We start from the raw sequence: 11,378 nt of genomic DNA on the forward strand, positions 1-11,378 counted from the left end.
CGCCCATACAGCCCACCCCTACGGAGGCTTTGGGCATTGCTGATCAGGGATTGGCGTTGTCTGGATTGAGGCTGTCTTCGCTCCACCTGGCGGGATTGCTCTCGATGTATTCGGCAATTCGCAAGTAATCCTCTTCATTGCGTATGACGTGCTCGTGGTAGCCACGTTGCCAAACACGTTCGCCTGGAGTCTTTCGAAGGTTATTCACTCTGCGCGCAGAGAAGGACTTGAATGCGCGGATCAATTCCGGCAGTCCGTGTCCCGATATCTTCTTGCTGTCGGTTTCAGAAACGTCATTCAAGGCGAGGATGCCGTGAAAGTGATTCGGCATGACCACGTGCCGGTCGAGCACGACCCGGACGTAGTGTCTCTGAAGCTCCAACCAGGACTCCTCGATCAACAGTCCTGCCGAGTTGATTCGCATCGACCCTGCGATGCATTCACCGAGCAGACACTCGCGATCCTGCACGCACATCGTCACGAAATAGTAGCCCACCTGGCTGTAGTCGTAGTTCGGCAATCGCAGTGATTTGCGGAACTTGGGCATGGTTCTTCCGTGAAATGCCGGTTCTTGTTTTCTTGATGCGCAAGAGCGGGCGGGTCTGAGACCCGCCTCTACACCCTGGCCCTACGGAACACCGCTACGGCACGCCGCTACGCAAGGCTGATTGGAGCGTTCCTAGTGGTGGTGACCACCAGCGCCGTGCACGTGTCCGTGCTGCTTTTCTTCGTCGGTGGCTTCACGAACTTCAACGATCTCGACGGCGAAATGCAGGGTCTCTCCAGCCAGTGGATGATTGCCATCGACGGTGACATCCTCACCTTCGATCTCGGTGACAACGACGGCGATCGGGCCTTGCTGGGTCTGTGCCTGGAACTGCATGCCGACGGCCAGGTCGGCCACACCTTCGAACGACTTGCGCGGGACGACCTGTACCAGCTCATCGATGTAGTTGCCGTAACCGTGCTCGGGTTCGACGTCGACCACGAACTTGTCGCCTGCCGAATGACCGGTCATTTCGCGCTCGAGTCCAGGCACGATGTTGCCTGCACCGTGGAGGTAGGCCAGTGGCTCACGTCCATCAGAGCTATCAAGCACTTCGCCGGCATCATTCGTCAGTGTGTAGTGGAATGACGCGGCGCTGTTGTCGGCAATCTGCATGCTGTTACCTCAAATCTGTAGGCTGAAAAAAGAAAACCCCGGACGCGTGCGTCCGGGGTCGGCAGGGATGGCGCTCGACGATCAGTCGTCGGCGCGTACGGCTTCCGCCTGCGGGCCCTTGGGGCCCTGGGTTACGGTGAAGCTGACTTTCTGACCCTCGGCCAGCGATTTGAAACCGCTGCCTTCGATCGAGCGAAAGTGCACGAACACGTCCGGGCCGGACTCACGTGTAATGAAACCAAAGCCTTTGGCGTCGTTGAACCATTTTACGGTGCCGTTTTCGCGATCTGACATGACTAAATCCTTGAACAAGTTGAAACCAGGGGGTGTGCGCGAATCAATGATTCGACGCGAGTACTGGGTGTGCAAGGAGGGTCAAGCAAGACGCGGCGAACAGTCCGATCACTGGATCAGCTGTGCCCATGTCACGATGCAATGTGACTCCGGCATACACAGTGCGGCGAAGTGTACGACAGCGGGTCGCCAAACGCGAATATGCCCCTTGTTCGACGCAACCCTGCCCTTGGCTGCGGGCTGGCCACAGGGAATTCGTGGTGAGGGGCTTTCACTGGACGGGCCTTGCCGCTAAGGTCTCCGCCTGTCAAAACCACCCGGGATCGCCGTGCGCACCTATTTGCTTGCAAGCTTGCTTGGATTGTCGATCCCTGTCGCGGCGCTCGCCGAGGAGTGGTTCGTCGAGGCTCGCTATCCGGATGCGCATGCGCTCCAGCTTGCAGGCGGGCAGTTCCAGCACCTGGATATCGACCCGGTGCGCAGGACATTCCGTGTCGACACCGATGAAGACGGAATCCGGTTTCTTCGCGATATGGGCATGGACGTACAAATCGACATGGCAGCGACAGCCCGGCTGCGCGCCTTCTATGCGGCCAGTGATTCGATTTCCAGCATTCCAGGCTACAGCTGCTACCGGACGGTCGAGGAAACCTACGCAAGCATCGACGACATGGTGCTCGCTCGCCCGGACCTGGCCTCGGTGTCGGAGATCGGTCCGACCTGGGAGCGCGCGCAATCTGCCTCCAGCGGCTACATGATGAAAGCGCTGCGTCTGACCAACATGACAACCGCAGCGAGCGATCCTGATCGCCCGCGGCTGGTCCTGTTCGGATCAATCCATGCGCGTGAATACACTCCAGCCGAACTGCTGACGCGTTTTTCAGAGTGGCTGGTAGGCGGCTACGGTACCCATGCCCAAGCCACCTGGCTGCTCGACCATGTGGACTTCCGGCTCATCCTGCAGGCCAATCCCGACGGACGCAAGAAGGCCGAAACCGGGCAGTACTGGCGCAAGAATACGAATACGTCCAACGGCACTTGTGGCTCCGGAAGCCCGGGCATCGATCTGAACCGGAATTTCCCGTTCCACTGGAATGGCACGTCGGGCATCGGCTCCAGCGGGTCTGCCTGCAACGAGACCTATCGTGGACCCAGTTCCGCATCCGAACATGAAACCCGCAATCTTGTGACCTACGTTGCAGGCACCGCCGATGCGAAGGGTGTCTACGCCGGCGGCGCCCTGCCCGATCGCAAGCCGGATGACGTCACGGTCGCTGCACCAGATGATTACGCCGGTTTGTTCTTTGATATCCACAGCTATTCACAGCTCGTGGTCTGGCCCTGGGGCGATACGCGCGATCCAACCGAGAATGGCCTGGCCATGCAGACTCTGGGCCGCCGTCTGGCCGGCTACAACGAATACCTGCCCGCGCAGTCTTCCGACCCCAACTACCTGTACACCACGGACGGGACGACCACCGACACAATCTATGGCCTGCTGGGCGCGCCGTCTTTCACGATCGAGCTTGGTACCAGCTTCTTTGAAAGCTGTGCGAATTTCACCGCGGATACACTTCCAAAGAACCTGGCGGCATTGAAGTATGCAGCGAGAGTTGCACGAGCCCCCTACCAGTTGCCACTGGGACCCGACAGTCGCGACCTGGCCCTGGACCGCATCGTTGTCGAGGCTGGCGAACCTGTCGAGATCAGCGCCATCATTGACGACACGCGTTACAGCTCATTGAATGGTACTCAGCAAGTATTCGATATCCAGTCCGCGCAAGCGTTTGTTGATCGCGCACCCTGGGAAATCGGAGCCCTCAGCCAGTCTCTGGTCGCAATGGATGGCGCTTTCGACAGCCCTGTCGAAGCGGTAAGCGGAACGATTTCCACGACCGGGCTGGAACCGGGCCGGCACATCGTCTATGTGCAAGGCAAGAATGCTTCTGGCGCCGGGGACACCAAAGGCGCTGTCGATGCCATCTTCCTCGACATTGTTGCCGACGACACGATCTTCGAGAACGGGTTCGAAGATGGGGTGAGGTAGGGTGGATCGCTGCGATCTGGCGGCCAGATTGCGGGACATCGAACGAAGTTTGCGCCAAAGATGAGATTCTCATGGAAGGTGCACGCATGCTCCATGCGTCGACCAGCCCTGTCCCTGCTGCAGGCGAAAGCATCACGGCAGGTGCCGTTGCCTACGAATGACTTTCCGCATGCCGCTGCTCAAGCAACTTGATTGCGTCAATCAACCCCAGATTTCGAGCGCGTAGCAGAACCATCAGGTGGAACAGCAGATCTGCTGCTTCCCCGACCAGCTCCGAATCATCCTGGGCCACGGCCGCGAGCGCCATCTCCACGCCTTCTTCCCCGACTTTCTGCGCGATTCCACGTACACCGCCATCAAACAGCCGGGTCGTGTAGCTGCCGGGCGGGCGCTGTGCGGCACGCTGCTCGATGAGCCCATCCAGCGCGGCCAGAAACTGGAACGACATCGGTTCGGCAGTAGGGAAGCAGGTAGCTGAACCCGTATGGCACGTTGGCCCATCAGGTTCGGCACGTGCAAGGATGGTGTCTGCATCACAATCGACATGCAGCGATTTCAGGTTCAGGAAGTTGCCCGAACTCTCGCCCTTGGTCCACAGGCGCTTTCGGCTTCGACTGAAAAACGTGATCTTGCCACTGGACTGCGTCGCCAGCAGGGCTTCGGCATTCATATAGCCCAGCATCAGCACTGCACCACTCCGCCAATGCTGGATGATGGCCGGCAACAGGCCATCGCCCTTGGCCCAGTCGAGCGTTTCGATGTCAGAAGCAGGCTTCATGTACGCACCTCGATTCCACTTCCAGCCAGGAAGTTCTTTAGCTCAGGGATCGGCATGTCGCCGGAGTGGAAAACGCTGGCGGCCAATGCTGCGTCAACGTCTGCGTCGACAAAGACATCACGAAAATGCTCCCGCGTGCCAGCACCGCCAGAGGCCACCAGTGGAACCGAACAAAGCGACCGCACCGCACGCAACTGATCCAGGTCAAAGCCCTGGCGCACGCCGTCGGCACCCATGCAATTGAGCACGATTTCACCCGCACCACGTGATTGCACTTCAACCACCCAATCGAGCGTGCGCATCGGTACAGAGCGCATGCGCGTCGGATCCCCGGTGTACTGGCGAATGCGCCACTCGCCATCGTCGTCCAGCAGGCTGTCGATGCCGATTACCACGCACTGATTGCCAAAGGCATCCGCCAATTCGTTGATCAGTTGCGGCCGCTCGAGTGCAGGTGAATTGATCGAAATCTTGTCTGCGCCGGCAACCAGGATTGCGCGCGCCGAGGGGACATCGCGAATTCCGCCGGCGACGCAGAACGGAATATCGATAACCCTGGCCACGCGCTCCACCCAGTTGCGATCGACGCTGCGCCCTTGCGGGCTGGCCGTGATGTCGTAGAAGACCAGTTCGTCAGCGCCCTCGTCGCGATAGCGCATCGCCAGTTCGACGATATCGCCGACGACGACGTGATCACGAAACCGCACGCCCTTAACGACCTTGCCATCACGAACATCCAGACAGGGAATGATCCTGCGCGTCAGCATTCCAGCGCGCTCGCCAGATCCAGTTGCCCCTCAAGCAGGCTGCGTCCGAGGATCACACCCGCCACCTTGCCTTGAAGAGCCTTCACATCGGCCTCGTCACGTACGCCGCCGGATGCCTGCACGCGCAGATCGGGCGCAATCCGGGACAGGTGCGCATACAACTCAAGATTGGGACCGGACAGCATGCCATCGCGCTCGATGTCCGTGCAGAGGATGTGCTGTGCGCCGCTGCGTGCATAACGGGGGGCCAGCTCATCGAGTGTCACGGCGGCGGCTTCGGTCCATCCGGCCGACGACAGCTGCCAGCGACCATCAAGCCATCGGGTATCGAGGGCAATCACGAGTTGTTGCGCACCATGCGTCGAAATCCATTCCATGACGCGATCAGGCTCCCTCACTGCGATGCTGCCCAGCACGACCCGCTGCACGCCAACAGCGAAGAGGCGACGCAAGTCCGACTCATCACGCACTCCACCACCGGCCTGTATTTGAAGACCCAGGCCGGCCAGTGTTTCAATCAGAGCGAGGTTTTCAAACTTGCCGGCGCGCGCGCCATCAAGGTCGACGACGTGCAGCCATGTTGCACCGGCATCGCGGTACTTGCATGCCTGTTCCATCGCATTGACCGCGTATCCGGTCTCCCGGTTGTAGTCGCCCTGGCGCAGGCGCACCACGCGACCCTCGCGCAGATCCAGGGCGGGAATGATCTCGAGCTTCATAGTGAAAGGAAGTTTTCGAGCAGGCGTGCACCGACCGCAGCCGAGCGCTCGGGATGAAATTGCATGCCGCAGAAGTTTTTCTCGCGAACAACAGCCGCCAGAACCGTTCCATGACCGGAAGTTGCCAGCGCGTGCGTCTCACTGGTCACTGCATAGCTGTGCACGAAATACGCAAACGACTTTTCAGGAAGCTCACGCAATAGCGGATCTTCTCGAAGCACATCGAGTCGATTCCAGCCCATGTGTGGCACACGACAGGCAGGCGCAACGGGAATTCGACGGACTTGACCGGGGATTACCCCCAGACACGACGTATCACTTTCCTCCGAATGCTCGAACAGCAGTTGCATGCCAAGACACACGCCCAGTACGGGCTGCTTCAAGCCGCGCACCACGTCGACCAGGCCATGCGATTCCAGTTTCCGCATGGCGGGACCAGCTGCTCCGACGCCGGGAAGGATGACATGGCTGGCCGAGCGGATACGCGCTTCGTTGTGCGTGACGGATGCATCGATCCCCAGGCGTTCCAGGGCGTAGCGAACCGAACCGATGTTCGTGCCACCGGCATCCACGAGAACCACATCCGGGGCGCTCACAGGGTGCCCTTGGTACTGGGCAGGACATCGCCGTCCACATGAATCGCCTGGCGGAGACAGCGCGCAAACACCTTGAAGCATGCCTCTACCATGTGGTGCGCGTTGTCGCCACGAACGCTCAGATGCAAATTGGCACCGAGCGCGTCGCACAGCGACCGGAAAAAGTGCGGAACGAGCTCGGTCGGCAGTTCGCCGACCCGGTCTCGCGGAAAGATGCCGTCGAACACCAGCATCGATCTGCCTGACAGATCCAGAGCTGCGCTGGCGAGGCTTTCGTCCATTGGCAGACTGAATCCGTAGCGCCCGATCCCGCGCTTGTCACCCAGTGCTTCGCGCAAGGCTTCGCCAAGGGATAGCGCACAGTCCTCAATGGTGTGGTGCTCGTCGACTCCGGTATCCCCCTCGCAACTCAGACGCAGGTCGAAATCCGCATGCCGGGCAATCTGCTCGAGCATGTGGTCGAAAAACCCCAAGCCGGTGCGCACGTCCGAACTGGCGGGTGCATCGAGATCGACGCGGACGCGAATGCGCGTCTCCCTGGTGTCTCTGGACACCGATCCCGTACGCGGCGTACCGCACAAAGCATGAGCAATCTCTGGCCATGACTGGAAACCGGCGCCGACGCGGAATCCGCGCACGCCAAGATTGCGCGCGAACTCCATGTCGGTCTCGCGATCGCCGACCATCGCGGAACGAGATCTGGACCAGCTGTCATCCGACAGGTAGTGGCGAACGAGGCCAACCCCCGGCTTGCGCGTGTCCCTGCCCTCCTCGGCATGGCTGCGATCGACCAGGACTTCGCGAACCGGAATGCCCTGCGAGCCCAGGATTTGCATCAACAGATCCTGTGGCCCCTGGAAAGCCGCCTCCGGAAAGCTCGACGTTCCGAGACCATCCTGGTTGGTCACCATGACAATCGCGTAACCCGCCGAAACACAACGGGAAAGTGCGGCGATCACGCCGGGAAGAAGGGCAAACTTTTCGAATCGGTCAACCTGGAAGTCGTCGGGCTCCTCGATCAGGCAGCCATCACGGTCGACGAAAAGAATCCTGCGCTGGCTCACCCGGAAACCTCCAGCCGCACCAGTGCCTCAAGCAGCTGCGAGTTCTCCTCCCGCGAGCCGATGCTGATGCGCAGGAACCCGGCCAGACGCGCATGCCGACCGACGTCACGCACGATGATTCCACTGCGCTGCAGGCTGCGTTGAACCTGCGCTGCATCGACAAATCGCACGCAAAGGAAATTTGCCTTCGAAGGCAGCACCTCGATGACCGACGGCAATCGCACCAGGGCCGCGGCCATGCGCTCGCGTTCGGAGATGATCAGGCCAATGCGCTGACGCGTAGTGGCAAGGCCATCGGCATGCAATGCGCCTAGCGCAGCATTGATGCTGGGAGTCGGCAATGGATACGGCGGCATGATTCTGCGCAGCAGCGAAATGACTTCGACATCGGCGAGCAGGCAACCTACTCGAGCGCCCGCCAATCCCCATGCCTTGGAGAGGGTGCGCAGGATGCCGAGATTTTCGTATCGGCCAAGCAGCACGCTGACACTCGGCGATTCGGCAAACTCGATGTAGGCCTCGTCGACAATGACCAGGGCGCGATCAACCAGGGATCCGGCAATTCGCTCGATGACAGCGTGACTGGTCAAGGTACCGGTGGGGTTGTTCGGCGAGCACAGGAAAACCAGCTTGACCGAACCCGGGAGCTTCTTCAGGAGTAGGTCGACGTCGACATGGAAGTTCCTGTCGAGCGGAATCTCGATGCGCGCCGCACCCTGGACGGAGGCACAGACGGCGTACATGCCAAAAGTAGGCGGCATGATCGCAACAGCATCCACTCCGGGCCGGCAAAAACACCGAACGAGCAGGTCGATCGCCTCATCACTGCCACGCCCGACCAGGATGCGGCTTTCGTCCACGGAATATAGTTCGGCCAGACGTGCGAGCAGGTCGGCTGGTTGCGGGTCCGGGTATCGGTTCAGTGCCCGGCCCTGCATGGCCTTCGGCACACCGGCGGGCGGCCATGGCGCCTCGTTCGCATTCAGCATGACTTCGGCCATGGCTGATTCCGAACGCGCCGACGAATAGGGTTGCAGGGAAAGGATCTCGGGCCTGGCAAGGTCGCGAATGTTCATGCCACGGCCTCCAGCGAAGCCAGACGAATGCTGACTGCATTGGCGTGCCCGTCAAGCTTTTCAGCCTGAGCCAATGTCACTGTGCAAGGACCTATTGTGCGCAATCCTTCCACGGTCGACTCCTGCACGGTCATCTGTTTCTGAAAGCTTGCCACGGACAAGCCACTCCAGGTGCGGGCAGCACCGTAAGTGGGCAGGACGTGGTTGGTGCCACTGCAATAGTCGCCAATGGATTCCGGCGTCCAGGCACCGAGAAAGACCGACCCTGCGCTGGTCACCATTGGCAGCAGGTCACGTGCGTTCGCTGTATTGATGATCAAGTGCTCCGGTGCGTAGCGATTGCTGATGGCGACAGCCTGATCGAGTGAATCGACCTTGATCAGGCTGGAAGCGGCAATGCAACGACCCGCAATCTCCGACCTGGGCAATGCGTCGCACTGGCGCTTCACTGCAACGGCGACCGCATCGATCGTGTGCTGGGACGGCGAAAGCAGGAGTACCTGTGAATCCGCCCCATGCTCGGCCTGTGCGAGCAGGTCGGCCGCGACGAATTCCGGTTCGGCATGGTGATCAGCGATGACCAGTACTTCCGACGGGCCTGCTGGCATGTCTACCACGGCACCATCGGGGTCGGCAGCAACCTGGCGCTTGGCTTCGGTGACCCAGACGTTTCCCGGGCCGAAGAGCTTGTCGCATCGGGGAACCAATTCGCTTCCGTAGGTCATCGCCGCGATGGCCTGGGCGCCACCAAGCTTGAATATCGTGCGGACGCCGCAGAGTTCAGCGGCGTAGAGCACGGCCTCATCGCAACGCCCGTCGGCGCGCGGCGGCGTACACAGGATGATATCCGGGCAACCAGCCAGCATTGCCGGCACGCCAAGCATCAAGGCCGTCGACGGCAGCGCGGCGCTACCCGCTGGCACGTACAGTCCAACGCGTGGAATCGGTCGGGAGATGCGTTCACAACGGACCCCAGGCGCAGTTTCCATATACACCGACGGCACCATGCACGCCTTGTGAAATGCCTTGATGCGCGAGTGGGCTTCCTTGATGGCTGATTTGAGTACGGGATCAAGCGAGCGCACCGCCTCAGCAATCTCTTCAGCCTTCACTTCCAGGGAGTCCAGATCCCAGCAATCCAGGCGTCGGGTCAGCTCCAGCAAGGCCATGTCGCCATCGGCGCGAACATTGCTGATGATGTCCCTGACCTTGTTGCGCAGCTCCGCACTGGCTTGCTGTGCAGGCCGGGTCAACGCTGCGGCGCGCGCCGGCTCATCCAGTGAGTTCCAGTCGATCAGGTTCATGCCAGCATTTGCTCCAGGGGCAGGACCAGCATCTGGCGTGCACCGGCTCGCTTCATGTCTTCGAGATGCTGCCAGGTTATGGCGTCGTTGCAGATCGCCTGCACCGCAACTTCGTTGTCCAATCCCTCGATGGGCGTGACGGTGGCCTGCTGGCCGTTGGGCAGGAGGCGCTGGATGTCTTCCAGGGCTGATCGTGGCGAATGCCACATGACGAGTTTCGAGACGCGCACCTGGATAACGCCATCAATGCGTCTCAGGAGCATGTCGATCAACTCGCCACGCTCGTCACCCGGCATCACACTGCCCGCGGCAAGCACCGCTTCAGACTCGAGCACGACAGCCACTTCCTTTAACTGGTTGGCCGCGAGCGTCGCCCCGCTGGACACAAGATCGCAGATGAAATCTGCCGATCCGAGTCGCGGCGCGATTTCCACCGACCCTGAAAGGCTGACAATGGATGCCTCCACCGCGGAACGCCGCAGCCAGTCGGCGAGAAGATTCGGATAGGTCGTTGCAATGCGCGTGCCCGAAAACTGGCTGGCGTCGCTGTAGTCGAAGGCCTCAGGCACGGCTACGGATAGTCGACAACGACCGAACCCCAGCGGCCTCAGCTCCGTGAACGGCGCCGAAACCCCGGCATCAAATCCGAGCACCTGCTCGCTGAGCACGTTCCGGCCGACGATACCCAAGTCGCAAACACCATCGGCAATCATGCCCGGCACGTCGTCATCGCGAACCAGGAGGAGGTCAACGGGCAATGTCTCGCCAAAGCAGAATAGCTTGTCCCGACTGCGGCGAAAACTCAGCCCGCAGCGCGCCAGAAGATCCAGCGAAGCATCACTGAGTCGCCCCGACTTCTGGATGGCGATGCGCAGCCGATCCCTCGTACTCATGCGCTTTCTCCAGGCCGCCGGGAGGATTTGCGCGCAGGCCTTGCCGCCTTTTCCGAACCCGCCTGGGACAGCGCAGCAAGATAACCGCCATTGCCCTGGCTCAGGAACCGGGCCACGCGACCGATCGTCGTGATGCTGACGGCGGTGCGATCGTGGATTTCCCGGTAGGGCATGCCCTTGAGGATGTAGGGAACGACGCGCCAGCGATCGGAAAGCGCCTCAAGCTCGGAGGGCGTACACAGATCGCGCAGGAAGGACCGCATTGCGGGGACGGTATCAAGGACGAGCAAGGCCCGGCACAAGCTGTCCTCGGCCTTCGCAGCCGGTGCTTCCGCTTCTATGGATCGACGCTTCATAACGTATTAACGCGTTAGTACATTGGCTCGCAGTGTATCGGCGCTTGCTGCGCTGCGCAACAGGTGAATGGTGCTTGAAGGTCAGGCGACGCTGGGGTTCGCTTGCGCTCACCTCCAACCTACATCGCAGCCGCGCAGATTTTCGCTTTCGCAGGTTGGGCTGAGCGTATGCGATGCACAACAACAGGATGGCGTGGACGTCGAACCTTCAATTCGACTCAACAACGTTGGGGTTCGCTTGCGCTCACCGCCAACCTACATCACAGCCGCGCAGATTGTCGCTTTCGCAGGTTGGGCTGAGCGAATGCGATGCCCAATAGCC

The 11,378-nt window shown here is 60.6% G+C and carries 13 protein-coding genes; 1 reads left to right on the forward strand and 12 read right to left on the reverse strand.

The window, feature by feature from the left end:
* Positions 1 to 43: 43 nt before the first annotated feature.
* From WBP53_RS12905 to WBP53_RS12915, 3 genes are all read right to left on the reverse strand, one after another.
* Complete coding sequence (locus WBP53_RS12905) at positions 44 to 547, reverse strand: transposase (RefSeq protein ID WP_423929551.1); 504 nt, start codon at positions 545 to 547, stop codon at positions 44 to 46.
* A 132-nt stretch (positions 548 to 679) separates the two neighbouring features.
* Positions 680 to 1,162, reverse strand: a complete 483-nt coding sequence (locus WBP53_RS12910; protein WP_423929553.1) for an FKBP-type peptidyl-prolyl cis-trans isomerase — start codon at positions 1,160 to 1,162, stop codon at positions 680 to 682.
* Between the two features lie 81 nt (positions 1,163 to 1,243).
* The gene (locus WBP53_RS12915; RefSeq protein WP_371281516.1) at positions 1,244 to 1,456 is read right to left on the reverse strand and encodes a cold-shock protein; all 213 of its coding nucleotides are present in this window, start codon (positions 1,454 to 1,456) and stop codon (positions 1,244 to 1,246) included.
* Positions 1,457 to 1,784: 328 nt separating this feature from the next.
* On the opposite strand from WBP53_RS12915, the gene WBP53_RS12920 reads away from it, so the two are divergent.
* On the forward strand, positions 1,785 to 3,503 hold the full coding sequence (locus WBP53_RS12920) for a M14 family zinc carboxypeptidase (protein ID WP_423929556.1): 1,719 nt from the start codon (positions 1,785 to 1,787) through the stop codon (positions 3,501 to 3,503).
* A gap of 151 nt (positions 3,504 to 3,654) precedes the next feature.
* Here WBP53_RS12920 and hisIE read toward each other — a convergent pair whose 3' ends face one another.
* The 9 genes from hisIE to WBP53_RS12965 are packed head-to-tail and all read right to left on the reverse strand — an operon-like array spanning position 3,655 to position 11,056.
* Positions 3,655 to 4,281 (reverse strand): bifunctional phosphoribosyl-AMP cyclohydrolase/phosphoribosyl-ATP diphosphatase HisIE, encoded by a 627-nt coding sequence (hisIE, locus tag WBP53_RS12925; protein WP_423929557.1) that lies wholly within the window; start codon positions 4,279 to 4,281, stop codon positions 3,655 to 3,657.
* Positions 4,278 to 5,048, reverse strand: a complete 771-nt coding sequence (gene hisF, locus WBP53_RS12930) for an imidazole glycerol phosphate synthase subunit HisF (RefSeq protein ID WP_423929559.1) — start codon at positions 5,046 to 5,048, stop codon at positions 4,278 to 4,280. Before hisF ends, hisIE begins: the two co-directional genes overlap by 4 nt.
* Positions 5,042 to 5,767: a 1-(5-phosphoribosyl)-5-[(5-phosphoribosylamino)methylideneamino] imidazole-4-carboxamide isomerase gene (locus WBP53_RS12935; protein WP_423929561.1), complete on the reverse strand. Its 726-nt coding sequence runs from the start codon at positions 5,765 to 5,767 to the stop codon at positions 5,042 to 5,044. The genes hisF and WBP53_RS12935 overlap by 7 nt, the downstream gene beginning before the upstream one ends.
* The gene (hisH, locus tag WBP53_RS12940; RefSeq protein WP_423929563.1) at positions 5,764 to 6,363 is read right to left on the reverse strand and encodes an imidazole glycerol phosphate synthase subunit HisH; all 600 of its coding nucleotides are present in this window, start codon (positions 6,361 to 6,363) and stop codon (positions 5,764 to 5,766) included. The genes WBP53_RS12935 and hisH overlap by 4 nt, the downstream gene beginning before the upstream one ends.
* Positions 6,360 to 7,427: a bifunctional histidinol-phosphatase/imidazoleglycerol-phosphate dehydratase HisB gene (gene hisB, locus WBP53_RS12945; protein WP_423929565.1), complete on the reverse strand. Its 1,068-nt coding sequence runs from the start codon at positions 7,425 to 7,427 to the stop codon at positions 6,360 to 6,362. Before hisB ends, hisH begins: the two co-directional genes overlap by 4 nt.
* Positions 7,424 to 8,503 (reverse strand): histidinol-phosphate transaminase, encoded by a 1,080-nt coding sequence (hisC, locus tag WBP53_RS12950; RefSeq protein WP_423929567.1) that lies wholly within the window; start codon positions 8,501 to 8,503, stop codon positions 7,424 to 7,426. The genes hisB and hisC overlap by 4 nt, the downstream gene beginning before the upstream one ends.
* The gene (hisD, locus tag WBP53_RS12955; protein WP_423929569.1) at positions 8,500 to 9,807 is read right to left on the reverse strand and encodes a histidinol dehydrogenase; all 1,308 of its coding nucleotides are present in this window, start codon (positions 9,805 to 9,807) and stop codon (positions 8,500 to 8,502) included. Before hisD ends, hisC begins: the two co-directional genes overlap by 4 nt.
* The gene (gene hisG / locus WBP53_RS12960) at positions 9,804 to 10,700 is read right to left on the reverse strand and encodes an ATP phosphoribosyltransferase (RefSeq protein WP_423929571.1); all 897 of its coding nucleotides are present in this window, start codon (positions 10,698 to 10,700) and stop codon (positions 9,804 to 9,806) included. Before hisG ends, hisD begins: the two co-directional genes overlap by 4 nt.
* Positions 10,697 to 11,056 carry a YerC/YecD family TrpR-related protein gene (locus tag WBP53_RS12965; protein WP_423929573.1) on the reverse strand — a complete coding sequence of 120 codons (360 nt, stop codon included), beginning with the start codon at positions 11,054 to 11,056 and terminating at the stop codon, positions 10,697 to 10,699. The genes hisG and WBP53_RS12965 overlap by 4 nt, the downstream gene beginning before the upstream one ends.
* Between the last annotated feature and the right edge of the window lie 322 nt (positions 11,057 to 11,378).

Origin of the sequence: Dokdonella sp., assembly GCF_049593775.1 — a bacterium.
Taxonomy (GTDB): Bacteria; Pseudomonadota; Gammaproteobacteria; order Xanthomonadales; family Rhodanobacteraceae; genus Dokdonella.

What these genes read in the sequence shown, in the direction of transcription:
- hisIE (WP_423929557.1), bottom strand. Translation starts at nt 4,281, where the DNA reads ATGAAGCCTGCTTCTGACATCGAAACGCTCGACTGGGCCAAGGGCGAT.
- WBP53_RS12965 (WP_423929573.1), bottom strand. Translation starts at nt 11,056, where the DNA reads ATGAAGCGTCGATCCATAGAAGCGGAAGCACCGGCTGCGAAGGCCGAG.
- WBP53_RS12915 (WP_371281516.1), bottom strand. Translation starts at nt 1,456, where the DNA reads ATGTCAGATCGCGAAAACGGCACCGTAAAATGGTTCAACGACGCCAAA.
- WBP53_RS12910 (WP_423929553.1), bottom strand. Translation starts at nt 1,162, where the DNA reads ATGCAGATTGCCGACAACAGCGCCGCGTCATTCCACTACACACTGACG.
- hisF (WP_423929559.1), bottom strand. Translation starts at nt 5,048, where the DNA reads ATGCTGACGCGCAGGATCATTCCCTGTCTGGATGTTCGTGATGGCAAG.
- hisC (WP_423929567.1), bottom strand. Translation starts at nt 8,503, where the DNA reads ATGAACATTCGCGACCTTGCCAGGCCCGAGATCCTTTCCCTGCAACCC.
- WBP53_RS12935 (WP_423929561.1), bottom strand. Translation starts at nt 5,767, where the DNA reads ATGAAGCTCGAGATCATTCCCGCCCTGGATCTGCGCGAGGGTCGCGTG.
- hisD (WP_423929569.1), bottom strand. Translation starts at nt 9,807, where the DNA reads ATGAACCTGATCGACTGGAACTCACTGGATGAGCCGGCGCGCGCCGCA.
- WBP53_RS12905 (WP_423929551.1), bottom strand. Translation starts at nt 547, where the DNA reads ATGCCCAAGTTCCGCAAATCACTGCGATTGCCGAACTACGACTACAGC.
- hisG (WP_423929571.1), bottom strand. Translation starts at nt 10,700, where the DNA reads ATGAGTACGAGGGATCGGCTGCGCATCGCCATCCAGAAGTCGGGGCGA.